A 23,469-nucleotide genomic window follows, 5' to 3' on the forward strand; every position below is an offset into this window, starting at 1 on the left:
ACCTCACCTCAAGTGCGACTACAGGAAACAGAGGTCAGGATACAGAGGAACCGGGAACAGCCAGAGGAACAGAGGAGGAATGCGGATCACCTCTGTTCCTCTGGCGGTTCCCGGTTCCTCTGCACCTTCCGATGTAGTTTTTCCGGATTCGGTATGATCCTGATGCCGAGCCCCCGCGGATTGTTTACGCGCTGAGTCCGGAACGGCGTGTCACGCGGAGACGCGGAGGAACAGAGAAGACGCAGAGAACCGCATCGGTTCACTGCGTCTTCGTGCTTCATCTCTGATTGAACCGACACGATCCGCGGACGGTGTCATTCTGAGCGAGGCGCACCCGCGCGTATGTGGGGTTGCACCAGAGCCTGTGCGCCGACCGCAGAATCTGCCGGATGGCCCTGTTGGTTACGACCGGCTTGGGCGCGAGGACCCGCGCGTTTCCGAGAGAGATTCTTCGGTCGGCGCACGGGCTGCCGCGCGTTTCCGCACGCTCGTGCTGGGCGCCTTCCTCAGAATGACAGTGATCGGCCCCACCCACTGCTTTCGGGATCCGGGAGCAGGACGTCACGCGTCTGAGGACGCCTCCGGCTTCTTCCACAGCGCTTTCACGGTAAACGAGGCCTCACCCGCCGCCTTGGCCAGGATCAGGCCGTTCGCCTCCATCGACGCCTTGATCCCGAACTCGATCTCCAGCTCGTCGGGGCGGTCGGGAAAGGCGTCGCGCAGTTCCACGATGGCCGTCGCGACGGTCTGCTTTACCGCGCCCAGCGCTTCCTGGAACGAGCGCTGCGCCCCCGCCACGGGAGTGCCGCCGCGCATGGTGGAGCGATGACGCACCATCGGCTCGGCGTCGGTTTCCATCTCGACTTCCGTTCCGTCATTCAGCACAAAGCGCATGTAGGGCATGGTATCCGTCCGGGGAGGGAGACTGGGTGCAGGCTATCCTGTATTAGTAGGCCAGACCCTCCGGATTTTCACGGAAATAAACCGGGACGCGGAGAACACCCAGCCGTTCTCCGCGTCTCGTCTTTTCCTCCGCGCCTCCGCGTGAAACCGCAGCAAAGCTACGCCGTCTCCGCCGCGGCCTCCGCGACGCGCGCACGCCTGCGCTCCGGGCCGCGCTCGAAGAGCAGGTACAGCGCAGGCGTCACCGTCAGCACCAGCACGGTGGAGCTCGCCAGGCCGCCCAGCAGCGCGTAGCCCAGCGCGTTCCAGATGTTGGCGTCGGCCGCCTCGCTGGCGATCACCAGCGGCAGCAGGCCCAGGATCGTCACCGCGCTGGTCATCAGGATCGGCCGCACCCGCTCCAGCGTGCCGCGCAGCACGGCGTCGTGCAGCGACACGCCGGCCTCGCGGCGAAGCTGGTTGACGTGATCCACCAGCAGCGTGGCGTTGTTGGTCACCACCCCGCCCATCATGATCACGCCGATGAACGCCTCGCGGGTAAAGCTGGCGCCGGTAAAGAAAAAGGTGAGGAACACGCCGATCAGCGCCATGGGCACCGTAAGCAGCACGCACAGCGGCTGCCGCAGCGACTCGAAGAGCGCCGCCGTCACCATGAACACCAGCACCAGCGACACCGCCAGCACGCCGTAGATCTGCCGGCGCTCGTCGTCCGACCACTTCCACTCTTCACGCCCCACCAGCGTGTAGCCGGCGGGGACGCGCGTGGTCTTCATCACCGCCTCGTGCACCTTGTCGCCCAGCTTGTTGGGCCCGCGAAACTCGTAGCTCACCGTGCGCTGGTACTGCTGGTCTTCGCGGATGATGCGGCTGAGCACCTCGCGCTCCCCAACCCGCGCCACGTCCGCCAGCCGCACCGACCCGCCGCCCGGCGCCGGGATGGGAAGCTGCTGCAGATCCTGCACGTCCAGCCGCTCGTGCCCGTCCAGCGCCACCGAAAAGCGCACCTCCTCGTCGCCCACGCGCAGATAGCCGCGCTGCCCGTTGCGCCCCACCGCCGCCGTCACCCGGCCCACCACCTCGCTGGCGGTAAGCCCGTGCGCCGCCAGCGCCGCGCGGTCCACGTTCAGCACCACCTCCGTGGCCTTGTCACGCTCAAACCAGGCGCCCGACGAGTTGGTGTCCACGTCCTGAATGCGCGAAAAGCCCTGCAGCCGGCGCCCCAGGTCCTCCGCGATCTCGCGCACCTTTTCGTAGTTGTAGCCCAGCACCTGGATGCTGTAGTTGGGCGGCGACGAGCCTCCGCCGTAGAACGACGGCCCGTACCCCGTCACCCTCACCTCCGCGCCGCCGTACTGGTGGCTGTACGCCTCCATCTGCTCCTTTACGGAGAGCGGCACCGACGTTTCCTGCAGCGAGTCGGGAAACTCCACCTGCATCTGCGCCGCCTGCGGATACACGTTGGTGGTGAACCGCGCCACCTCGGGCATCGCCTTGAGCCGCTCTTCGAAGTACCGCACCAGCGCGTCGGTGCGCTGCAGCTCTTCCCCGCGCGGCAGGTCGAAGGTGATGCGGATGTACGAATCCTCCTCGTACCACGGCCGCCACACCGTCCCGCGCGTCACGTACTTGTCGAACAGGTAGCCGGACCCCGCCAGCGCGATGAGCGACGCCGCCACCGCCACCCACGGCCGGCGCAGCGTGGCGCCCACCAGCGCCGCGTAGACCCGCGCGTACACCGGCGGCCGCTCGTCGCGCGCCCGCTCGCGGATGCGCTTGACCCGGCTCCCCAGCAGCCGCCCCGCCAGCGCCGGCGTAAAGGAGAACGTGACCAGCAGCGACGCCAGGTTGGTGAAGCCCACCACGATGGCCAGCGGCACGTAGAACAGCCGCAGCTCGCCCTGCAGGTACACGAAGGGGATGAAGACGATGATGGTCGTCAGCGTGGCCGCCAGCACGGGAAGCACCATCTCCCGCGCGCCGCGCTCCGCCGCCGCTTCCGCGTCCGGCGCCGTGCGCGCGTGGCGAAACACGTTCTCAAGCACCACGACCGCGTTGTCGATGATGAGCCCGAACCCCATCGCCAGCCCCATCAGCGTCAGCACGTTCAGCGTCAGCCCGCCAAAGTAGATGAGGTTGAGGGTGATGAGCGCCGCGAACGCGATGCTCGAAAAGACGATCGCCGCCGAGCGAAAGGAGCGCAGGAAAAAGAAGAGGACCACGAAGACGATCACCGCCGACGACAGCGCCCGGCCGCGCAGGTCCGTGAGCTGGGCGCGCACGGCGTCGCTCTCGTCCTGGTCCAGGATCACCCTGGCGCCGCCGGGAAGGCGCTTTTCCACCTCCGTCATCCGCGCCTTGGCGTCGTCCGCCACCTGGACCACGTTGGTGCCGATCTCCTTGACCACCTGAAAGCTCACCGCCGGCTGTCCGTCGATGCGGTAAAAGGTGCGCGGCTCTTCGTAGGTGTCGCGCACCACGGCCACGTCCTCCAGCCGCACCACGCGCCCCTGGTCCGTCAGCAGCGGCAGCCTGCGGATGCGCGCGGCACTCTCCGCGTTCTCGCGCACCGCCAGCGCGTACAGCATCCCCCCGCGCCGCACTACGCCCGCCTCGCGCACGTCCTCCAGCCCGCTCACCTTCTGCCGCACGGCGTCCGGCGTAAGCCCCAGCGCCAGGATGCGCCGCTCGTCCAGGGCGATCTCCAGCACCCGGTCACGCCCGCCGTACCCCTGCACGTCGGCCACCCCGTCCACCTGCCGCAGCTCGGGGACGATCTGCTCCTTCAGCAGCGTGCGCAGCGCCTCGGGGGTAAACGGGCCGGTGAGGGTGTAGCTCAGGAAGGGGCGGCTCTGGCTCTGAAACTCCTCGGGGACGTACGGCTCCACGAGCGGACGCAGCGCGCCTTCGGGAAGGTTCTCGTCCAGCGCCGCCAGCTGCTCGCTCAACTCCAGGCGCGCAAAGTCCATGTCGGCCTCGCGCCCGAACTGCACCTCGATCACGCCGCGCTCTTCCTGCGACGTGCTGGTGACCTTTTCCACCCCGCGCACCTGCTGCACCGCCGCCTCGATGGGCGAGGTGAGGAACGCCTCCGTCACCTCCGGCGACGCCCCCGGCCACTGCGCCGTGATGCGCAGCCGCGGCAGCTCCGTCTCCGGCAGCAGCTCCACGGGCACGTTGAGCCACGACGCCACGCCCAGCAGGGCCAGCGCCGCGTATAGCATCCCCACGGCCACGGGACGGCGGATGGAAAAGCGGATCATCGGGTACGTCCAGGCATCAGCAGGCGGGTGCTTTGGGGCGGAACGGGGATCGGACGGCTCCCGGCCGCGCGAAGCGGTCCGGGAGCATGGAGGGCACGGGTCCGATGGCGCCGGCAAGGGATTCCAGCTCAGAACGATCGACTACGCTGCCTCGGCGCGCCCGCTACGCTCGCGGGCGTAGCGGGTGGATCACAGCCTCAGCGTGCGTGACGCGTCGCGAATGGCAGCCACTTCCGCCGCCGCGTAGTACCGCGCCACGACCACGCCGCTGCAGTGCCGGGCGACGGAACGGCCGTCCCCGGCCGCCTCCCAGCGGGTGGTGCCGCCAAGGTCCTCGTCCGGCCGCGCGGCCGGCTCTTCCGTCTGCTCGCCGGAGGGGCCGTCCGCCTCCACCGACGCCAGTCGCACGACGGAGCCGTCGGGAGCAAAGTACAGCCGCGTAACGTTGCACCCGCTCACCACGCATCCACTGCCGCTGGCGTCGCAGCGGGAGCCGTTGCCATTGGAGTTGCACCCGCACGCACTGCCCATGCAGGCGCACCCCCATGAGCACTGCGCGTCTGCCCGGGCGGGTGCCAGGGCAACCGCCGCCGCCGACAGCGCGGCGGCGGTCCAGAGGGAAAGTATCCAGCGTTGCATGTTGATGCCTCCGGTTCAGGGGTGGGTGCCGGCGCCCCGGCCCGAATTTCCCCCTCAGCGAACCAGCCGCTGTTCGTACACCAGCACCTCCGGATACTCAAGGTTGCGAACCGCCACCATGCGCGACCCAGCCGTCCGGAGCACCATGAGCGGGGCCTGCGTCACCGTACGCCGCAGCAGCCGGCAGTCCGCCGTGATCACGTCCATGGTGGTGCGGTCGCTCTCCGGGTCCAGCACCAGGTTCAGGTACAGCCCGTTTCCAAGGCTCACCACGTTGTAGGAGTGGGTGTAGCCATCCCAGTTCAGGGCGGTACGTCCGCCGCCGGTCTCCACCACGCTGGCGGGGCTGGTAGTCCACTCCCGCTGGCCCTGGCAGCGGCTGTGCGGGGTTCCGTCCAGGCCAAAGAACCACAGTTCGTACGGGCTCTTGACGGAGTAGACGATCCCGCCGCCCGTAACTTCCGCGCTCCCTCCCAGCAGACTGGACTCGAAGCCGGACAGGGCGGGGGCGTTGAACCCGGGGCCGAACGTGCGCTGCACCTGCCCGGTGCGGCTCAGCACGTGCAGCGTCCCCCGCTCGTTGCGCCCGTACGCCGCCAGCAGCAGCCTCCCGTCGGGAAGAAACCGGATGCTGCTCACCACCCAGTGGGGCGGAACGCCAAAGCTGCGGGCGAATCGCAGGTTGCCGCCAAACACGCTGATCCGCGCCTGCGCCACGTCCCACACAAAGATGCTGTCACTGGCGTCGGTCGCCACGCGCCACGGGCTCTCGAACTCGCCGGGCCCCCGCCCGCGGCGGCCTATGGTTCCCACGTACCGTCCGTCACGGCCGAACACCCGCACGTGATGGCTCTGGTCGTCCGCTACCAGTATCCGCCCGGCGCGGTCCAGCGCCGCGTCCATCACGCGGCCAAACGCGTCGTGCTCGCCGTCCATGCTCCCCAGCCGCACCACCTGGGTCAGCTCCAGCGTGGGCGCGTCGCGCGCCGCGAACGTGATGGGCCGCGAGGGTACCGGCTGCCCCATGGCCCCGGGGGCAGCGCCCGCCCACACCAGGAGCAGCGCGAAAGCCGTTTCGATGCGTCGCATGGGCACACGGGGAAGAGGTGGACCCGGCCCGCCGCGAACACTTGCCCGCCTTCAGCCGGGAAGGCGCACGCCCCTCCAGGAGCGCGGTGGATCCATCCCGTTTGTGCCGCAATTCACGGTCCACCCCAGCACCCACGGGCGCAAAAGGAACGCACCCACCAACTCAATGGGAGGACAGCCCAGGATCACGGGCGCGGCTTCTCGAGGCGATGGACGCGGACGTGGGGAACGTCCATCTCGTCGCTCCAGGTGCCCACGATGAAGTCGGCGCCGATCTGCGTCACCCGCAGCCCGGCGGGCGTGGTCACGGTGCCCAGCAGCCGCCCCTCGGCGTCGAACACGTCCCACGGCGTCTCCGCGTCGGGGTCCGCGGGGCGGCGCACCCAGGCGTTGCCGGCGGGGTCCATCCGCAGGTCGGTAAAGAACGGCTTGTGCTCGGGAAAGGTGATGCCCTTGATCAGCTGCTCCTGGATCTGCCGGAACCGCGGGTCATCCATCCGCTCGCGGCGAAGCGCGATCGCGGCGTCGCGGTCTGCCTGCGTCACCGGCTCGCGCTCGCCGGCGCGGCGGATCAGCCGCGCCACCGCGCCGTCGGGCCGGCGCTCTACCAGCTCGTAGCGTGCGGGATCGCCCACCAGCAGCCGCGTGCCCTGCACCGCGAACGAGGTCGCCAGGCCGAAGGGAGGCTGGTCGCGGACCATCATCTGGTTGCCCCCCTCGCCCCCCGTAATGGTCACCGACTCCTCGCCCGGCACCCGCCCCAGCGAGGCGGCCTGCGTGCCCGCGGCGGAGTACACGGCCAGGGCCACCGTGTCGCGCGTGCGCCGGGGGCTGTCGACAAAGTTGGGATTGTACAGCGGCTTCACCAGCATCCGCCCGTCGCTGAAGAAGCCCAGCGGGCGCGGCGGCAGCTTGCCGTCCACCGGCTGCAGGGTCACGCCGCGCACGAACGCACCCGTGGGCGCAAAGTAGGAGAGGCGGCCGCCCATGTAGTCGAACACCGCGACGGTGTCGCCCGGCAGCAGGTACATCAGCTCCACCGCCTTGAACTCCCCCGGCCCGCCGCCCGAGCGCCCCACCGTGCGCAGGTACTTCCCCTGCGCGTCGAACGCCCGCAGCTCGTTCGCCTGCCCGTCCGCCACCAGCAGCGTGCCATCCGAAAGCCGCTGCGCGTCCGCGATCCGCGCGAACTGCTGGTGCACGTCCCCCTCCGCCACGCCGATGTCCGTCACCGGCTCCGCGGAAACGCGCCACTCCTGCCCCTGCTTCCACGCCGGCGCGTCGTTCTGCACGATGCGGATCCCCGCGCTGTCACGGACGCTCGGCCCCGCGGCCGCCGCGTCGCCGCCGCACGCCGCCAGCGGAAGCAGGAGCGCCGCCGGGAGGATGGACGGGAGGCAAGCACGTGAAAGGAAGGGAATGCGGATCATGGCGGCCGGAGGGTTCGACGGCGTCGTGTGCTTCGAACGGAGTAGAAGATTGGAGGCCGCGCGAGCAAGAAAGGATGCCTGCCACGAAAAGCGTCGCCACGCCCGTGGACCGAGGAATGAGAAGATTCGGCGAAGTCGCACACCCGTGCGGTGCGAACCCCCGGCGCATCCGTCACGCTCCATCGTCCTGCGGACGCACCGCACGAGGCTGGCTTACGTCCGCAAGCCCGAGCCGCGGAGCCCGGCATCAGACGCCCCGCACGTCATCGCCGAGCCTGGACCGCCGGCGGTTTCCGTAGAGCGGCGCGAAAGGACGGACGTGTCGTCTGGATCTTCTCCCCGCCAGGTGCGTCACGCAAGCACGCCGGCGACCATCCAGCCACGGTGCATCCGATGGGTCCGGTCGATCGCGTGCTCCCGGCAGCGGATCAGCTTCGGCGCTTTTGACCTGGAGGGGACATTACGCGTGGATCTCGCCGCGGGCGCGATCCCAAACCCAGCGCGCGCCGGACACCCGCGTATTGTGCGGGAGGCGGCGCCGTTCGCGGAATCGCGGAGGCATTCACGCCGGATCCCGGCTCAGGGCGCGCAGCCGCCGTAGCGGGCGCGTACCGCCTTTACCGGCAGCGTGGTCCACGCTTCGCCGGCGCTGTCCAGCGGCAGCTTGACGGTGCGGCGCCTGCCGTCTTCTCCGGCCAGGCCGTCGAACCGCGTGCTGACCCGCAGCTCACGCAGGGAATCGATGCGGACTACGCGAAAGCCGCTGGCGCTGTCCCAGCTGTCGGGGACCATCAGCGCCGTGCACTCCTCCACCCTTCCCACGATGCCGCCCGTCCACGTGGGTGATCCGGGGGCGATGAACTGCACCCGGGCGCCGGGCGCAAGCTCGGGGGGTGCCGAAGGCGCGCGGGTGCAAGCGCCCAGGGACAGCGCCGCACCCGCGGCCAGAACAAGAATCCTCTCCATTCACCGGCTCCGACAAAGTGCGGGACCCTCTGCCGCGCGGAGGCAGAAGTTTGCGAGCGGGAGACTACCGGGGGCGCGGATGGGAAGGACCTACCGCGTCAGTGCTCGTTGATCACGATGGTGCAGCAGATGTGCCGATCGGAAAGGCACCCGCCGCTGCAGCTTTCGCCCTGCGTTCCCAGGTAGTACTGATGTGAACCGCCCTCGGCCTGGGAACTGGAAACGCCACCACCCGTCGTCAGGCCGGCGGGCGTAATGACCGCCAGCGCCAGCATGGACCGCTTCAGAAAGGTACGCATACATCGCTCCTTCGAAAATGGTGTGGGGTTCCGCGCCCCGGTACTCGCCCGCCCGCCTACTCTACACCCGAAAGGACGCGCGACAGCTCGCCCTGCTTCATTTCCGCCCGCTCCACCACCGAGAACGACCCGCGCACCCGCGTGCCGTCTACCACGTACAGCGCCGACACCGGCCCGCGCCCGAACTCGCGCCGGAACACGTCCGGCGTCACCGCCACCACGGTGGCCTCCAGCCGCTCCCGGGCCACGAAGGCGCGAGCCCACTCCGGGTGGCCACCTACCGCCAGCAGGGTAAGGCCGATGCCGCCCCCGGCCTGCCGCTGCACGCGGCGAATCTCCCGCGCGTGCGAGGCGCACTGCAGGTAGTCGGCAGGCTGAAGCACCCACACCAGGCGGTTGCCGGGCGCATCCCCCGGCAGCAGCCGGCCCGCCAGCTCGCTGCCGAGCTCGAACGCGGCCGGCCGCGCCGTGCCGCAGCCAGCACACGCCAGCAGCAGGGCAAGCCCCAGGATGACGCGCCGGCTCATGGGCGCACCAGCCGCGCGGCCCGCCATACGTTGGGCGTTTCCGATCGAGGGGACACGAAGTACAGCAGCCCCGACGCCCGGTCCGCCGCCAGCAGCATGGGCGAGTCGACCACCTCGAAGGTCTGCCGGCCGTCGCGCCCCATCCCCACCAGGCGCCAGCTGGGCTGCGGTCCGGTACGGTCCTGGAACTGGACAAGAAAGGTGTCGCCCATCCAGAACACGTCCGACATCAGCGAGAACGAGCCGAACCACTCGCGCGCCGCCACCAGCCCCCCACGCGCGTCGGGAAGCGGCCGCGCGGGGTCCAGCCGGCGGAACGCCCTGGAAGGGAGGGGGATGCGCTCCAGCATACGTCCGCCCGTCGTCATCAGGTACACCGTGTCGGCCAGTGACGAGACCACGGCCAGCGTGTCGCCTCGCCGGTCCACGCCTACCCACCCCGCCGAGCCCGCGGCCATCACGTGGGCCCGCGACGGGAGCGCGGGGGTAAAGAAGCTGGCCAGCAGCGAATCCGACTTCAGGTTCCAGACGTGGATGCGCAGGTCGTTCTCCGTTCCGTCCGCCAGCCCGCCACCCAGCACCACCAGGGAATCGTCCAGCAGGGTTACCGAGTGCAGCGGCGCCACCGGTGTGCGGGCGGTGCGCACCACCCGGGTGCCGGCCGAGTCGAAGAACGCCACCTTGTTGAAGATGTCGAACGCGGCCAGGGTGCCGTCGGGAAGCCGCAGAACGCGCAGCAGGTTCATGAACTCGCCCGGGCCCGACCCCTTGCCCGCGAACTGGGCCAGCAGCCTGCCCCCCGAATCGTACCGGCGCGCGAATCCTTCCTGCTCGTCCGCGATCAGAAAGCCTCCACGCGGGTCCAGCTGCGCGCGGACGATCACGTTCACCGTCTCGTCGCTTTCCTGCAGCGTGAACTCGCGCTCCCACGTGACCGCGCTTTCCATCGTCCCCTTTGGCGCAGCGGGCGCGGTCGTGGCCTCCGGCCGCGCCCGGCCGGAGTCGCGCCCGCACGCCGAGATCAGGAGCGCCACGGCCAGTGAGCAGACGGTCCCCGCTCCGCTCCCGAAAAGCCGTCGTGGATCGAATCCATTCCGGATTGGCATCAAGAACGCGCTCCTGGAGAGGAAGTGGCCGTTGGAGGCCGGGAAAATAGTGCCAGCCGTTGACGGCTTTGCAGATGGAGAACGAATCTCTCACGCAAGTCCGCACACATCGACGAAACGAAGGGAGGCGCGCCCATCGGGGGCGTGACTCCCGCGTGCGGTTCCGCCTGGCCCAACCCGTTGATGTGGAAACGCTTGCCTGCCGGGAGCGCCCATCGGCCCTCGGGCGGAGGGCCCGGTCAGTCCCCCGCGGCCAGGCCAGCCGGCACCTGCACCTCCGGCTCCGCGTGCACCACGGCGGGGCGGCCAAAGAAGACGCGAATCCGCTCCCCCGCCTCGTCCAGCAGATCATACGCAACGGGAATGACGACGAGGGTCAGCGCGGTCGCGGAAAGCAGCCCGCCGAAGACGGCGATCGCCAGCGGCGCCTGCAGCTCCGCGCCGGGGCCGATCGCCAGCGCCATCGGCAGCAGGCCCAGCATGGCGGTGATGGTGTTCATCACGATGGGCCGCATGCGCGCGTGGCCGGCCGCGTAGATGGCCTCCCGGCGCGCCATCCCCCGTTTTCGCGCCTGGTTGATGAAATCCACCTTCACCACCGCGTCGTTGTCCACAATGCCCACTAATATGACCATCCCGATCAGCGACATGGTGTTGATCCCCGCGCCCGTCACCCACAGCGCCAGCGTGGCGCCCACCGCCGCAAGCGGAACGGCGAGCAGGACGATGAAGGGCAGGAGCAGCGACTCGAACTCCGCCGCCAGCAGCATGTAGACAAGGAGAACGGCGAGAAGGAAGGCGAAGCCCAGGTCGCGGAAGCCCTTGCGCATCTCCTCGTTCTCGCCGCCGATCTCCACCCGCAGCCCGTGCGGCGCCGGCGTGGCGCTCAGCGCCGTCTGCACCGTGGCCACCGCCTCGTCCACGCCGCCGGACGCCACGTCCGCGTGCACCGTCACTACCCGCGACTGGTCGATGCGCCGGATCTCCGCCGGCCCCGCCGCGTCGTACACGCGCACCAGCTCGCGCAGCGGCACCCCGTCGATCGTCAGCTCCTCCAGCGTGCTGGCGCTCCGCCGCGCCTCCTCCGGCAGCCGCACCACGACCGGCACCTTGCGGTCGAACTCCACCAGGTCCGTGGCCGCGTCGCCCTGCATGTAGTCCTGCACCGTCGCGGCGATCCGGGCCGGGTCAACCCCGAACGCCGCCGCGCGCTCGCGGTCGATCTCCACCCGCATCTCCGGCTGCCCCATCTCCGTGCCCACCCGCACGTTGCGCAAAGCGGGCTCGCGCGCCAGCCGGGCCTGCGCCGCCGCCGCGTACGCCATCGCCTGGTCCAGGTTCTCCCCGCGCACCCGCACCGCCAGGTCCGCCTCCCCACCACCCAGCAGCTTGCCCAGCGCCGTCGCCTGCCCCGCCTCCATCGTCACCGCGCCGGCGGGAAAGGTCCGCAGCCCGTCGCGCAGCCGCTCCAGCGCGGCCGCCGTCCGCTCGCCCTCCTTCAGCCGCACGTCCACCACCGCCGTGTTCAACCCGCTCTCACGATCGTCCATCCCCGCCACCGCCACCTGCCGCCCCACGCGGGTGAACGTCGCCGCCACCCCGGGATCGGCCGCCAGCAGTGTTTCCAGCCGCGCCGCCTCCTCCGCCGTGCGCTCCAGCGGCGTTCCCTGCGGCAGCTCCACCCGCAGGCGAAACTGCCCCTGGTCCACCTCCGGCAGCACGCCGCGCGGAAGGGAGAGGCCGACCAGAATACCGACCGCCAGCAGCCCGAACGCCACCGCCATCGTCCGCCCCCGGTGCGCCATCCCCGCGTGCAGCGTGCGCTCGTAAAAGCGGGCGAAGCGCGCAAACCCGCGGTCGAAGCCGTCCAGCAGCGGCGCGAAGAAGCGTGCGATCCGCCCCTCGCCCACCCGCTTCGTCTCCCCCTCCCATCGCGCGGCCAGCGCGGGGAGCAGGGTGACGGCGACCAGGATGGAGGCGAGCAGGGAAAAGGCGACGGTAAGGGCCAGCGCACCCAGCAGCTCGCCCGCGACCCCTTCCACGTAGACGATGGGGCCGAAGACGGCGATGGTGGTGAGGGTGGACGCGGTGATGGCGCGCTGCACCTCTTCCGCGCCCACGGCGGCCGCCAGGCGGGCGCGCAGCCCCAGCTCGCGGTGCCGGAAGATGTTCTCCAGCACCACGATGGAGTTGTCCATCAGCAGCCCCACCCCCAGCGCCATCCCGCCCAGCGACAGGATGTTGAGCGACACGCCGGCCGCCTGCATCATCGCGAAGGTGGCGATCAGCGAGATGGGGATGGCCAGGGCGATGGCGACCGGGTAGCGCGCCTCGCGCAGGAACAGGAAGAGGACCAGGAACGCCAGGATGCCGCCCAGGATGACTTCCTGCACCACGTTGGTCAGCGCGTCGGAGATGAAGCCGGCCTGGCTCATGGCCACCTCCACCTGGACGTCCGGGTACTCCCGGCGCAGCTGCCGCAGCGTGCGATCCACCTCCCTGGCCACGCGGACGGTGTTGGCGTCCGCGTTCTTGAACACCATCAGCCCCACGGCCTCCTGGCCGTTGTAGCGGGCGATGGACTCGCGCTCGCGAAAGCCGTCCTCCACCCGCGCCACGTCGCGCATCAGCACCAGCGCGCCGGTGGAGTCCATCTTCGCGTTCGCCTTGCGCAGCGGCACGGCGGCGATCTCCTCCGTCCCCTGCAGCTCGCCCAGCGTGCGCAGCGCGTAGCGGTAGCGGCCGCGGCGGATGGTCCCCCCCGGCGCGGCCGCGTTGGCGTCCTTGAGCGCCTGCGACACGTCCTGCACGGTCAGCCCGAAGCTTTCCAGCGCGCGCGGATCCACCTCCACGTGGATCTCGCGCTCCACCCCGCCCGTCACCTGCGCCAGCGCCACGCCGTCGATCTGCTCCAGCCGCCGCTTGAAGACCAGCTCCGAAAGCTCTTTCAACCCCGGCAGGTCGCGCCCGCCGGCCACGCTCAGCGCCAGGATGGGCTCGCTGCGCGGGTCGGTGCGAAGGACGACGGGGCGGGTGGCCAGTTCGGGAAGGTTGTCGCGGATGTTGTCGAGCTTTTCGCGGACGTTGAGCGCCGCGAACTCCATGTCCGTCCCCCACGCAAAGCGGGCGGTGACGAGCGATGCGCCCTCGCGGGTCACGCTCTCCACCCCCTGCACGCCGGGGACGGTGCTGATGGCCTGCTCCACCGGCTCGGTGATGAAGCGCTCCACCTCGGCCGGGGCGGCGCCCTGGTCGGTGGTATAGACGACCAGCCGGGGGTAGGCGACGTCGGGGAGGAGGTCGATGGGGAGCCGCGCGAACGACAGCAGCCCCAGAAAGACGACGCCCAGGAAGAACATGGCCACGGCCACCGGCCGCGAGATGGCGACGCGCGGAAGCGACATGGGAGGAGGGCTGCCGGACGCGGAGGGTGGGACCGCGGATCAGGGGCGCACGGGACGGCCCGCGCGCTCCTCCAGGGTGGCCAGCGCCGTGGCGAACTCAAAGCGGGTGCGCAGCACGTCGCGCTCGGCGCGGGCGGCGCGCTCCACCGCGTCCGTCAGGTCGTTGAGCGTAAGTCCGCCCACGCGGTACTGCTCCTGCGCCAGCTGCAGCCGCTGGCGGTTCAGCCCCAGCGTGCGCTCGGCGTTGACGGCCGCGCGATAGGCGTTGTCCAGGTCCACCAGCGCGCCACGCACCTCGCGCTCCAGCGACAGCCGCTCGCCGCGCGCGTCCTCGGCCGCCGCGTCGCGGTTGGCGCGGGCGGACTGCAGCTGGTACGCGGTCTGGTAGCCGTTGAACAGGGGCATGGTCACCCCCAGGGTAACGCCGGCGCTGCGGTTGTCCGGGTTGAGCGTGTGAAAGCCGGTGAACGGCTCGCGAAACGTCTGGCCGCGGCCCACGCTGGCGCCCAGGGCCAGGCGGGGCAGACGGGTGGCGCGGGCCGCGGCGAGCCGCTGCTCGGACTGGGTGATGACGTAGTTGGCCCGCTGGGCGCGCGGGTGCACGGCCAGCGCGTGCTGCACCAGGGCGTCGGCGTCCAGCGCCGCCGGGTCGAACATGGCGGCCGGCTCGTCCGTCAGGCGCAGCCAGCTGCCGTCCATCACCCCCATCGCCTGCCGCAGGTCCAGCTGGGCCACGCGCGCCTCGCCGCGGGCGCGCTCCAGCGCCTGCTCCTGCTCGGCCACGGTGATCTCGGCGCCCAGAACGTCCAGCGGGCCGCGCACGCCCACCCGCACCAGCGCACGGGCAATCTCCAGCCGGTCGCGGGCGCTTGCCAGAAGCTCCTCTTCCAGGCGAAGGCCGCGGTCGGCGCGCACGGCGACCCAGTAGCGCCGGGTCACGTCGGCCTGCACGGTCAGCTCGGCGCCCTCCACGCGCGCGGCGACGCCCTGCTCTCCCGCGCGTGCGGCGCGCAGTTCGCGCAGCCGCTGCCCTCCGTCAAACAGCGTCACCTGGCCCAGCGACAGCGACTGGGTGGACGAGCTGGTTTCGCTGATCAGCACCGTCGGGCTCTCCAGCGGCTCGCCGAAGGGGCCCGTGGCGCTCACGCTGCGGCTGAAGTTGGCGCCGGCACTCAGGCTCAGGCTGAGCGACGGGAGAAACGCCCCGCGTGCGCGCCGGACGTCGGCGCGGGCCGTGCCCACCTCGGTAAGGGCGCGGCGGTAGGTGGGGTTGTTCTCCTCGGCGATGCGCTGGGCCTGCTGCAGCGAAAGCGCGGCGGTGTCCGGCTGCTGGGCGCTCTGCGCCACGAGCGGCGCGGGCGAGGCCAGCAGCAGGGCAAGAAGGGCAGACGTGTGCGTGCGGGTCATGCGTGGACCAGGATTGGGGAAAACGTCGTGTCGAGACGGACGCTGGCTCACGCTTGCCGGATCAGCGCGTAGTCCAGCCGTACCATCGGATCGGATTGGTTGATACCACCAGTTTGCCGCCGGGCTCCGGATGGCGAGCCATCGTCCGGAAAGACGCGCCGCCGCGTGAATCCGGCTTCGAACAGGGCCAGATCTCGTGCCGTCCGCCTGCCCGGGCGCCCGACGTGAAATCGGGGAAAACCTGTGCGGCCCGCCTGCCTGGGCGAATAAATTCGCGGCAACAACTACACAAAGTCCACCTGCGTGGACTCGGCGGCCCAGCCGTGTGCGGCGTTCCAGGCACCGGCGCGTCCGCAGCCGGGGCGGCGACGCGTCATCGGAGAGGCCCGTGCAGTTCGCCGGCTGGGGTCCCGACCCGTAGTTGGAAAGGCCCGTGCGATCCGCCTGCAGGAGCGAATAAATTCGCGGCAACAACTACACAAAGTCCACCTGCGTGGACTCGGCGGCCCGGCGGTGTGCGGTGTTCCAGGCACCTGCGCGTCTGCAACCGGGGCGCGTTCTTGCTGCTTTTCTCGCGGTTGAAGCCCCGCGCAGTTTGCGGGGCTTTCCGCTTTTGTTGCGGCGAGTTTATCCGCTCCCGCCAAACCCGGCGGGCACCGCCATCACCCGTTCACCCGTTCACCCGTTCACCCGTTCACCTACTGCGGCCGCCCGCCTTCCTGCTTCGCGTCTTCCACCAGCCGCACGCGGGCGTCGTGGATCAGCGTGTAATGGCCTTCGGTGAGCACGATCTCGCCGGCCTTTACGCTGTCCGTCTCCACGCCTTCGGAAAGGATCTCCACGTGCGTCTGGTTCTGCAGGCCGGTGGTCACGTAGCGCCACTTGGCCAGCCCGTCCGCGCTCCCCGGCTCGTACACAAAGAGCATGGAGCGGCGGTCGCGCTCCAGGATGGAACTGCGCGGCACCAGCACGCGATCGGCGTAGCGCTGCGCCTGCAGCGAGACGCGGGCGTACATGCCGGGAAGGATGCGGGCGCCGGGGTTGCTCACCAGCACGGTGACGCGCGCCGTGCGGGTGCCGCTCTCCACGATGGGGTTGATGGTCTGCACGCGGCCGGTGAACGTCTCACCCGGAAAGGCGGCAAAGCTCACGTTGGCGGTGCGGCCGGGGGACAGGTGCGAGATTTCGCTCTCCAGCACCTGCACCTCCACGCGGATCGGGTCCAGCGACACGACCGTCATCAGCTCGTCACCCTGCCGCACCCACTGCCCGGGCACCACCTTGAGCGTCGCCACCCGCCCCGCGAACGGGGAGGCGGTGCGGATGCGGGTAAGGTCCAGCTGGGCGCGGCGAAGGCGCACCTCGGCCGCGGGCACGCCGCTGCGGATGCGGGCCGCCGCCTGCCGGTCGGCGCGCACGGCCGGGTCGGAGATGGTTTCATCGAGCAGCGTGGCCTCGCGCAGCTTGTTCTGCGCGTCCGCCAGCGCGGCCTGGGCCTCTTCCACGGCCAGCGCGTACTCGGCGCCGTCCAGCCCCACCACCGTCTGTCCGCCGCGGATGGCGTCGCCCTCGCGCACGCCCAGCGAAACGATGCGTCCGTTCACCTGCGCCGCCAGCACCGTCTTCTGCCACGCCTGCGCCTGCCCGGCCGCGCTCACCGACATCACCAGGTCGCCGCGCAGGGCGGGCGTGCCCTGCACGGGGATGGCGACGTCCGTGGCAAAGGTCCCCGACGCGGAGGTCTGCACCAGCGGCGCGGTGGAATCCTTCGCCGTCTCGCCGGAGGCGGCGTCCGCGCTCTGGATGCGTCCGTAGACGGCGATCCCGCCGGCGGCAAGGACGACCGCGGCCACGGCGGTGGTGGTGAGGGTGCGTCGGGAGGGCATCATGCTCACGCGGCGAAATTGCGGGAAGGGACTCGGCCGGCAAGTGGACGGAGCAGGGCCGTAAATTTAACCGGGGCAGCGGTTAACCGCAATCGGTCGGCAAAGGCGCGCTACCTCTCGGCCGCACCTTCCACATCCGGCCACGAGGAGGTAGACACCGGCTGGGGTGCCACGGTTGCCCCGCGAGGGCGGCCTTCATCCAACCGTAACCTGCGCCGGCCGCGCCCACCCTCACGGATCACTCTGCCCGGGTTGGCGTCCCGGCGCCGCGGAGTGCCGCGCGCACGTGCTCATCCAGCTCGTCCGCCGTCACCATCCCCGCCACACCGCGCCCATTGATGATCAGGGTGGGCGTAACGCGCAGCCCGATCCGTGCCGCGGCGTCGGCGTCGCGGCGTACCGTGGCCGCATGCTTTCCCGTCCGCATGCACTCCCCGAAGGTGGCCAGGTCCGGCACCCCCGCGGCACGCGCGAAATCGTCCCACGACGCCGTGCCGATCTCGTCCTGCCGCGCGAACAGGGCGTCGGCGTACGGCTCGAAACGGCCCTGGTCGCCCGCGCAGGCGCTGGCCTCGGCGGCCTTTGTGGCGTGGGGGTGGATGGCCGTGAGCGGAAAGTGCCGGAAGACCACCGCCACGTCGTCGGGGTGGCGCCGGCGCACCTCGGCCAGCGAAGCCTGCACCCGTGCGCAGAACGGGCACTGGAAGTCGGAGAATTCGATGATCTGCACCGGCGCGCCGGGACGTCCCAGCACCACGCCCTCGCGCGAGACGCTGCGCCAGTTGCTGAGGAACTTCACCTCCGGAGCGGCGGCCGCCGCGGGCGGGGGACCCGCGAGCTCGTTCTTCACCACCAGGCCGGTGACGGCCAGGGCGCACACGGCCATCACGCCGGTAAACAGGTCGGAGAGGGCAATCTTCATGGATGGGCCGGCTGGCTGCGGGGGAAGGGGTCGGAGCGGCGGAGCTCCGTAAACGAGGCTGGCCGCCCGCGGAAGCTCCACGGGCGGCCAGCCGGACGTGTCACCAGGCGCTGCACGAGCTCGCGTCGGCCTTGCAGCCCGCGTTTCCGCAGCACTTGTCGCCGTCGCCGGCGGTGCAGCAGACGCCGCCGTTGTCCACGGGGGCGATCTGCTGGGCCTGCAGACGCGCGGCGCCGCCCAGGATGAGGGTCAGGGCGAACAGGTTGAGGAAGGTGCGCTTCATGGAAATCTCCTGGATGGGTGTTCGTGAAGGACGTCGTGGACCGGTGTGGGTGGAGCCGCGGCTACCAGGCCGAGCAGCCCGCCTGGCCGGCTTCGCAGCCCTTGGGTCCACAGCACTTGGATCCGTTGCCGGCGGTGCAGCAGATGCCGCCCTCGTCGACCGGGGCGATCTGCTGGGCCTGCAGGTGCGCCGCGCCGCCCAGGATGAGCGAAAGGGCGAACAGGTTGAGAACGGTGCGCTTCATGGGTCACCTCTGGACAGGGTGTGTACGTTCCGCCACCCGCTCGGGTGGCGCCCCCTGGAAAGGCAACGCGGATGCCGAACGCACGCGTTCGCGGCCGGAACGCGCAAACCTCTGTCAACGCGTAGGTTAGTCATCACCCACCGCCCTCTTTCCCCCGTGGATGGGAAGGACCAGGGGGGTATTTGCACGCTGTCCAAACACGTTTGGACGCTCGTCCTCGCCGGCGTCGCCGTCCAGCCGCAGGGCGTAGATGCGCAGCTTCATCCACAGGGCGCTGCGCGACATCCCCAGCCGGCGCGCGGCCCGGGTGCGGTTGCCGCCCTCCAGCCGGAGCGCCTGGCGGATGAGCTCACACTCCTCCGCCTGGGTGGCCGGGGGCCGGTAGCGCGGCGCCGGCTCGCCGTTGGCCGGGGACGGGGACGGGGACGCGGCGAGCGATGGAGGGCGGCACAGCGGCTCGGGAAGGTGCCGGGGCTCCACCGGCGCGCCCTCGGCCACCACGGTGGCGTACCGCAGCACGTTCTCCAGCTCGCGCAGGTTTCCCGGCCACGCGTGCGCACGCAGGCGGCGCAGCGCGTCGTCGGTGAGCGAGGCGGAAGGCACCCCGGCCGGCGCGTTGCGCTCCATCAGCCCGGCGGCCAGCTCGTCCAGGCGGTCCAGCCGTTCGCGCAGGGCGGGGACGCGGTGCTGAAAGGCGCAGCAGCGAAAGTACAGGTCCTGCCGAAAGGCTCCGGCGCGCACCAGCTCCGCCAGGTCGCGGTGGGTGGCCACCATCACCCGCGCGTCCACCACCGTCTCGCGGGTGCTCCCCAGCCGGCGGAATGCGCCCTCCTCCAGCACCGTCAGCAGCTTGGGCTGCAGCGAAAGGGGAAGCTCGCCGATCTCGTCCAGAAACAGGGTTCCGCCGTGCGCCGCCTCGAGAAACCCGGCCGACGCCTCGTGCGCGCCGGTAAAGGCGCCGCGGGCGTGGCCGAACAGCTCGCGCTCGAACAGCGATTCGGGGATGGCCGCGCAGTTCACCCGCACGAACGGCCCGGCCGCGCGGGGGCTGGAATCGTGAATGACGCGCGCCAGGTGCGTTTTTCCGCACCCGGTTTCGCCCAGCAGCAGCACGGGGTGCGCGTGCCCCGCCGCCTGCGCGGCGAACCGCAGCGACTCGGGTGCCAGAAGGCCGGGAGAGCTGACGGGCTCCGGCCGCGCGCGCGCGGCCGGCCGTATGGGGTTGCGCATGGGGGGACCTTCCGGTCGGAGTGTCTCGGTCCGGAAAGGTCAGCGAAGTCCGTCCAGCCGGTACACCACCAGCCGGGGCACGTCCAGCTCGTCCACGTGCACGGCGTACACCCGGCCTCCGGCCACGCGCAGCACGTCGGTGCCGGCGGGGAGCACGGCCGAGCCGGCAAAGCGGCCGTCCGGGTGGTACACCAGCCACTCGCCCGCCGCGTCGCGCGGCGCGGGAAGCGCCAGCCAGGCGCGGCCCTCGTCGTCCACCACCAGGTTGCGCAGCGCCGGCCAGCTTCCCGGCGCCGCCTCGACCAGCGAGTTGCGGAACCGTGCCCCGTTGGGACCGAGCGCCGTGACGGCGGCGTCCACGTCCTGGTCCGTTACCCGCGGCGCCTGGGCGCGCAGCGTGAACCCGCCCGCGCCGGTGCCGTCCAGCGAGGTGATGCGCACCCCCAGGGTGTCCGTCCAGGCGTGGTACACGCGCCCGCCGGGCCCCAGCCGTACGATGGCCCGCCGGCCGAAGGGATTGGACGTGACCGAGACGGCACCCGGAGCGCGCAGCACCAGCGAAGCGGGCGAGGGATACACCAGCAGCGAGTCGCGCACCGTTTGCCGCCCCACGGTAACGACGCGCACCACGTCCTTGCGCAGGTCGTCGTCGCGGCCGTTCTCGTGGCTGGCAAAGGGCCGGCGGTATACGGCCAGCAGCCGGTCGGTGCCGGGCACCCGCTCCAGGTAGTGCGCCGACCCGCCCCGCGCCGCCAGGTTCACCGTGTACGCCACGCTGTCGGCTCCGGGGCCAAACACCGTCAGGCGGTCCTGCTGAACGTCGTACACCTGCACGCTGTCGCCGGGAAGCACCTGCACGCCGGACACGTTGGCGAACTCGCCCGGCCCCTCGCCCCGCCGGCCAATGCGCCGCACCACCTTTCCCTCCGGCGACAGCACCGTGACGAACGGGTTTCCCCAGTCGCCCACGTACACCTGTCCGCGGGAGTCCACGTCCACCCCGCGCACCAGGGTAAGCGGAACGGAGTCGCCGGTGCGAAAGAGCTCGGTAAGCGCAAGGCGGGCCGCCTGCCGCTGCTCGGGCGAGGCGAGCTCCGCCATGCCGGCGGGCGGGGCGTCACCACGGCACCCGGCGGCGCCGGTCAGGATGGCAAGAGAGAGGAACAGTGCGCGGCGGGCAGTTGTGAAAACGTACATGAGGGCCTCCAGGAGCCACTGCGGAAGAGAGGGACCGGGCTGCCCGCCGGGCGGCGGGAAGCGGACGGCGGGCCGGCGGACTGGTAGGAGCTACGGGTGCTTCAAACAGATGGTTTCGGGGCAAAAGGCAGACCGGCTCGCACCCATGCGGACACTCCAGGCGCAAGCCTTTGCAATACAAAGTGTTGCGATTTTTTTAGCATCCTGGCGCGAGCGGCAGGGAACCGGCGCATGTGTCCGGGATTGGACATGCCCGTTCCGCAACCGTACAGAAGAGTACGTGTCAGCGTGACACGACGTCCCGCGGCAGGTGGGGATCGGGGCGCGCCGCGGCGGCTTCAGTCCGGGGGTTCCGCTCCCCGCGAAAGGCGTCGCTCCGCGGCGCCTCCGGGCGCACCATCGGCCCCTCCCCCGGCGCCGTTCCACGCCGTATACTGTTCCCGCTCGCGAACACCGGGACGCACTTCCGTCGGTGCGGCCGCGCCCTCTCTGCCGCACCCCTCCCCCTCCTCCTTCTCCGATGCGTACGCTTCTTCCAAGGTTTGCATGGGCCGCCGTCGCCGTGCTGGGCGCCGTGTCGCTGGGGCTGATCGCCCTGCACCGCGGCGAAACCATCAACGCCGCCTGGCTGGTGATCGCCGCGGTGTGCACCTACGCCGTGGGCTACCGCTTCTACGCCCGCTTCCTGGCCCGCCGCGTCTTTGAGCTGGACGACCGGCGCGCCACCCCGGCGGAGCGGCTGGACAACCACGTCGACTTTGTCCCCACTCACCGCTACGTCCTGTTTGGCCACCACTTTGCCGCGATCGCGGGGGCCGGGCCGCTGGTGGGGCCCGTGCTGGCGGCGCAGTTCGGGTACCTGCCGGGGACGCTGTGGCTGATCATCGGCGTGGTGGTGGCGGGGGCGGTGCAGGACTTCGTGATCCTGTTCGCCAGCATGCGGCGGGACGGCAAGTCGCTGGGGCAGATGGCGCGCGAAGAGATCAACCCCACCGCGGGGTTCATCGCCATGATCGCGGTGCTGTCGATCATGTCCATTCTGCTGGCCGTGCTGGCGCTGATCGTGGTCAACGCGCTGGCGCACTCGCCCTGGGGACTGTTCACCATCGCCTGCACCATTCCCATCGCGCTGCTGATGGGGTGGTGGCTGCACCGCTTCCGCCCCGGCAAGGTGCTTGAAACGTCGCTGATCGGCGTCGTCCTCACGCTTTTCGCCGTGTTCGCGGGCGGCTGGGTGGCGGACAATCCCGCGCTGGCCGCCGTCTTTACGGTGGAAAAGACGACGCTGGTGTGGCTGATGGCGGGGTACGGCTTCATCGCCAGCGTGCTGCCCGTCTGGGTGCTGCTCTGCCCGCGCGACTACCTGTCGACGTTCCTGAAGATCGGGACGATCCTGGGCCTGGCCGCCGGCATCCTGCTCACGCTGCCGACGGTCAAGATGCCGGCGATGACGCAGTTCGTCGACGGCACCGGCCCCGTGTTCAGCGGCAAGCTGTTCCCGTTCGCGTTCATCACCGTGGCGTGCGGGGCCATCAGCGGGTTTCACGCACTGGTGGCCAGCGGGACCACGCCCAAGATGCTGATGCGCGAGGGCGACGCGCGGCTGGTGGGCTACGGCGCCATGCTGATGGAGTCGTTTGTGGGGGTGATGGCGATGGTGGCGGCGGGGATCCTGGACCCGGGCGTCTACTTTGCCATCAACGCGCCGGCCGGCGTGGTCGGCGCCACGCTGGGCGAGGCCACGCAGACCATCGCGGCGTGGGGCTTCGTGGTGACGCCGGAGCAGATGACGGCGCTGGCGGCGCGCGTGGGCGAGGAGTCGCTGCTGGCGCGCACGGGCGGCGCGCCGTCGCTGGCGGTGGGGATGTCGGAGATCTTCTCGGGGCTCATCGGCGGGCCGGGGATGGCGGCGCTCTGGTACCACTTCGCCATCATGTTCGAGGCGCTGTTCATCCTGACGACCATCGACACGGGAACGCGCGTCGGGCGCTTCATGCTGCAGGAGATCCTGGGGCACGTGTACAAGCCGCTGGGGCGGACGTCGTGGTATCCGTCCATCGTGCTGTCCAGCGCGCTGGTGGTGGCCAGCTGGGCGTTCTTCCTGTACCAGGGCGTCACCGATCCGCTGGGCGGGATCAACGCGCTGTGGCCGCTGTTCGGCATCAGCAACCAGCTGCTGGCGGCGGTGGCGCTGTGCGTGGGCACTACGGTGCTGATCAAGATGGGCAAGGCGCGCTTTGCATGGGTCACGCTGGGTCCGCTGGCGTGGCTGGCGATCGTGACGTTCACGGCCGGCTGGCAGAAGGTGTTCTCTCCCGATCCCAAGCTGGGCTTCCTGGCCCAGGCCAACTCCATTCGCGCCACCCTGGCTGAAGGCCGCCTTCCCGCCGCGGCCAAGACGGTGGAGGCCGCGGAGCGGATGATCTTCAACGCGCAGCTGGACGCGGTGGTCGCCATCATCTTCATGGCCGTGGCGGCGATGGTGATGATCGTCTCCGCGCGCGAGTGGATGCTCATCGTGCGCCGCCGCAAACCGGCCGTGATGCACGAGGCGCCGTTCGTCCCCACGCAGCTGGGGCTGGCGGGGGACTGACGGGAAGGGGGGCCTCACACGGAGTCAACGGAGTCAACGGAGTTTGTATCATGCGTCCCTCCCCCCTCGTTGCACGGCTGAGAA

18 protein-coding genes are annotated in these 23,469 nt (G+C 70.5%); 1 reads left to right on the plus strand and 17 read right to left on the minus strand.

The window, feature by feature from the left end; genetic code table 11:
* Positions 1 to 561: 561 nt before the first annotated feature.
* From ACOJUJ_RS15190 to ACOJUJ_RS15270, 17 genes are all read right to left on the minus strand, one after another.
* Positions 562 to 903, minus strand: a complete 342-nt coding sequence (locus ACOJUJ_RS15190) for a CU044_2847 family protein (RefSeq protein ID WP_420127737.1) — start codon at positions 901 to 903, stop codon at positions 562 to 564.
* A 158-nt stretch (positions 904 to 1,061) separates the two neighbouring features.
* Positions 1,062 to 4,163 carry an efflux RND transporter permease subunit gene (locus tag ACOJUJ_RS15195; RefSeq protein WP_420127738.1) on the minus strand — a complete coding sequence of 1,034 codons (3,102 nt, stop codon included), beginning with the start codon at positions 4,161 to 4,163 and terminating at the stop codon, positions 1,062 to 1,064.
* Positions 4,164 to 4,352: 189 nt separating this feature from the next.
* Positions 4,353 to 4,802, minus strand: a complete 450-nt coding sequence (locus ACOJUJ_RS15200; RefSeq protein WP_420127739.1) for a hypothetical protein — start codon at positions 4,800 to 4,802, stop codon at positions 4,353 to 4,355.
* A 54-nt stretch (positions 4,803 to 4,856) separates the two neighbouring features.
* Positions 4,857 to 5,891, minus strand: a complete 1,035-nt coding sequence (locus ACOJUJ_RS15205; RefSeq protein ID WP_420127740.1) for a 6-bladed beta-propeller — start codon at positions 5,889 to 5,891, stop codon at positions 4,857 to 4,859.
* A gap of 185 nt (positions 5,892 to 6,076) precedes the next feature.
* The gene (locus tag ACOJUJ_RS15210) at positions 6,077 to 7,321 is read right to left on the minus strand and encodes a 6-bladed beta-propeller (protein WP_420127741.1); all 1,245 of its coding nucleotides are present in this window, start codon (positions 7,319 to 7,321) and stop codon (positions 6,077 to 6,079) included.
* A 579-nt stretch (positions 7,322 to 7,900) separates the two neighbouring features.
* On the minus strand, positions 7,901 to 8,287 hold the full coding sequence (locus tag ACOJUJ_RS15215; RefSeq protein ID WP_420127742.1) for a hypothetical protein: 387 nt from the start codon (positions 8,285 to 8,287) through the stop codon (positions 7,901 to 7,903).
* Between the two features lie 98 nt (positions 8,288 to 8,385).
* A complete protein-coding gene (locus ACOJUJ_RS15220) occupies positions 8,386 to 8,586 on the minus strand; it encodes a hypothetical protein (RefSeq protein WP_420127743.1) in 201 nt (66 codons plus the stop codon).
* 56 nt (positions 8,587 to 8,642) lie between these two features.
* On the minus strand, positions 8,643 to 9,113 hold the full coding sequence (locus ACOJUJ_RS15225) for a hypothetical protein (protein ID WP_420127744.1): 471 nt from the start codon (positions 9,111 to 9,113) through the stop codon (positions 8,643 to 8,645).
* On the minus strand, positions 9,110 to 10,147 hold the full coding sequence (locus ACOJUJ_RS15230; RefSeq protein ID WP_420127745.1) for a hypothetical protein: 1,038 nt from the start codon (positions 10,145 to 10,147) through the stop codon (positions 9,110 to 9,112). The genes ACOJUJ_RS15225 and ACOJUJ_RS15230 overlap by 4 nt, the downstream gene beginning before the upstream one ends.
* Positions 10,148 to 10,458: 311 nt before the next feature.
* Positions 10,459 to 13,623, minus strand: a complete 3,165-nt coding sequence (locus ACOJUJ_RS15235; protein WP_420127746.1) for an efflux RND transporter permease subunit — start codon at positions 13,621 to 13,623, stop codon at positions 10,459 to 10,461.
* 39 nt (positions 13,624 to 13,662) lie between these two features.
* Positions 13,663 to 15,030: a TolC family protein gene (locus tag ACOJUJ_RS15240; protein WP_420127747.1), complete on the minus strand. Its 1,368-nt coding sequence runs from the start codon at positions 15,028 to 15,030 to the stop codon at positions 13,663 to 13,665.
* 698 nt (positions 15,031 to 15,728) lie between these two features.
* On the minus strand, positions 15,729 to 16,916 hold the full coding sequence (locus ACOJUJ_RS15245; protein ID WP_420127748.1) for an efflux RND transporter periplasmic adaptor subunit: 1,188 nt from the start codon (positions 16,914 to 16,916) through the stop codon (positions 15,729 to 15,731).
* 238 nt (positions 16,917 to 17,154) lie between these two features.
* Positions 17,155 to 17,838 (minus strand): DsbA family protein, encoded by a 684-nt coding sequence (locus tag ACOJUJ_RS15250; protein ID WP_420127749.1) that lies wholly within the window; start codon positions 17,836 to 17,838, stop codon positions 17,155 to 17,157.
* A gap of 100 nt (positions 17,839 to 17,938) precedes the next feature.
* Entirely contained in the window at positions 17,939 to 18,121 is a 183-nt protein-coding gene (locus ACOJUJ_RS15255; protein WP_420127750.1) for a hypothetical protein, read from the minus strand.
* A gap of 61 nt (positions 18,122 to 18,182) precedes the next feature.
* Positions 18,183 to 18,365 (minus strand): hypothetical protein, encoded by a 183-nt coding sequence (locus ACOJUJ_RS15260; protein WP_420127751.1) that lies wholly within the window; start codon positions 18,363 to 18,365, stop codon positions 18,183 to 18,185.
* Between the two features lie 126 nt (positions 18,366 to 18,491).
* Positions 18,492 to 19,595, minus strand: coding sequence for a sigma-54 interaction domain-containing protein (locus tag ACOJUJ_RS15265; protein ID WP_420127752.1), 1,104 nt, complete (start codon positions 19,593 to 19,595; stop codon positions 18,492 to 18,494).
* 39 nt (positions 19,596 to 19,634) lie between these two features.
* Positions 19,635 to 20,696 carry a 6-bladed beta-propeller gene (locus ACOJUJ_RS15270; RefSeq protein ID WP_420127753.1) on the minus strand — a complete coding sequence of 354 codons (1,062 nt, stop codon included), beginning with the start codon at positions 20,694 to 20,696 and terminating at the stop codon, positions 19,635 to 19,637.
* A gap of 616 nt (positions 20,697 to 21,312) precedes the next feature.
* Here ACOJUJ_RS15270 and ACOJUJ_RS15275 point away from each other — a divergent pair.
* Positions 21,313 to 23,385, plus strand: a complete 2,073-nt coding sequence (locus ACOJUJ_RS15275; RefSeq protein ID WP_420127754.1) for a carbon starvation CstA family protein — start codon at positions 21,313 to 21,315, stop codon at positions 23,383 to 23,385.
* Positions 23,386 to 23,469: the final 84 nt, after the last annotated feature.

The sequence above is a fragment of the Longimicrobium sp. genome (assembly GCF_048594345.1).
Lineage (GTDB): Bacteria > Gemmatimonadota > Gemmatimonadetes > Longimicrobiales > Longimicrobiaceae > Longimicrobium.

Excerpts from the sequence above, each read along its gene's own strand:
- ACOJUJ_RS15190 (WP_420127737.1), bottom strand. The coding sequence starts at position 903 with ATGCCCTACATGCGCTTTGTGCTGAATGACGGAACGGAAGTCGAGATG.
- ACOJUJ_RS15195 (WP_420127738.1), bottom strand. The coding sequence starts at position 4,163 with ATGATCCGCTTTTCCATCCGCCGTCCCGTGGCCGTGGGGATGCTATAC.
- ACOJUJ_RS15200 (WP_420127739.1), bottom strand. The coding sequence starts at position 4,802 with ATGCAACGCTGGATACTTTCCCTCTGGACCGCCGCCGCGCTGTCGGCG.
- ACOJUJ_RS15205 (WP_420127740.1), bottom strand. The coding sequence starts at position 5,891 with ATGCGACGCATCGAAACGGCTTTCGCGCTGCTCCTGGTGTGGGCGGGC.
- ACOJUJ_RS15210 (WP_420127741.1), bottom strand. The coding sequence starts at position 7,321 with ATGATCCGCATTCCCTTCCTTTCACGTGCTTGCCTCCCGTCCATCCTC.
- ACOJUJ_RS15215 (WP_420127742.1), bottom strand. The coding sequence starts at position 8,287 with ATGGAGAGGATTCTTGTTCTGGCCGCGGGTGCGGCGCTGTCCCTGGGC.
- ACOJUJ_RS15220 (WP_420127743.1), bottom strand. The coding sequence starts at position 8,586 with ATGCGTACCTTTCTGAAGCGGTCCATGCTGGCGCTGGCGGTCATTACG.
- ACOJUJ_RS15225 (WP_420127744.1), bottom strand. The coding sequence starts at position 9,113 with ATGAGCCGGCGCGTCATCCTGGGGCTTGCCCTGCTGCTGGCGTGTGCT.
- ACOJUJ_RS15235 (WP_420127746.1), bottom strand. The coding sequence starts at position 13,623 with ATGTCGCTTCCGCGCGTCGCCATCTCGCGGCCGGTGGCCGTGGCCATG.
- ACOJUJ_RS15240 (WP_420127747.1), bottom strand. The coding sequence starts at position 15,030 with ATGACCCGCACGCACACGTCTGCCCTTCTTGCCCTGCTGCTGGCCTCG.
- ACOJUJ_RS15245 (WP_420127748.1), bottom strand. The coding sequence starts at position 16,916 with ATGCCCTCCCGACGCACCCTCACCACCACCGCCGTGGCCGCGGTCGTC.
- ACOJUJ_RS15250 (WP_420127749.1), bottom strand. The coding sequence starts at position 17,838 with ATGAAGATTGCCCTCTCCGACCTGTTTACCGGCGTGATGGCCGTGTGC.
- ACOJUJ_RS15255 (WP_420127750.1), bottom strand. The coding sequence starts at position 18,121 with ATGAAGCGCACCTTCCTCAACCTGTTCGCCCTGACCCTCATCCTGGGC.
- ACOJUJ_RS15260 (WP_420127751.1), bottom strand. The coding sequence starts at position 18,365 with ATGAAGCGCACCGTTCTCAACCTGTTCGCCCTTTCGCTCATCCTGGGC.
- ACOJUJ_RS15265 (WP_420127752.1), bottom strand. The coding sequence starts at position 19,595 with ATGCGCAACCCCATACGGCCGGCCGCGCGCGCGCGGCCGGAGCCCGTC.
- ACOJUJ_RS15270 (WP_420127753.1), bottom strand. The coding sequence starts at position 20,696 with ATGGCGGAGCTCGCCTCGCCCGAGCAGCGGCAGGCGGCCCGCCTTGCG.
- ACOJUJ_RS15275 (WP_420127754.1), top strand. The coding sequence starts at position 21,313 with ATGCGTACGCTTCTTCCAAGGTTTGCATGGGCCGCCGTCGCCGTGCTG.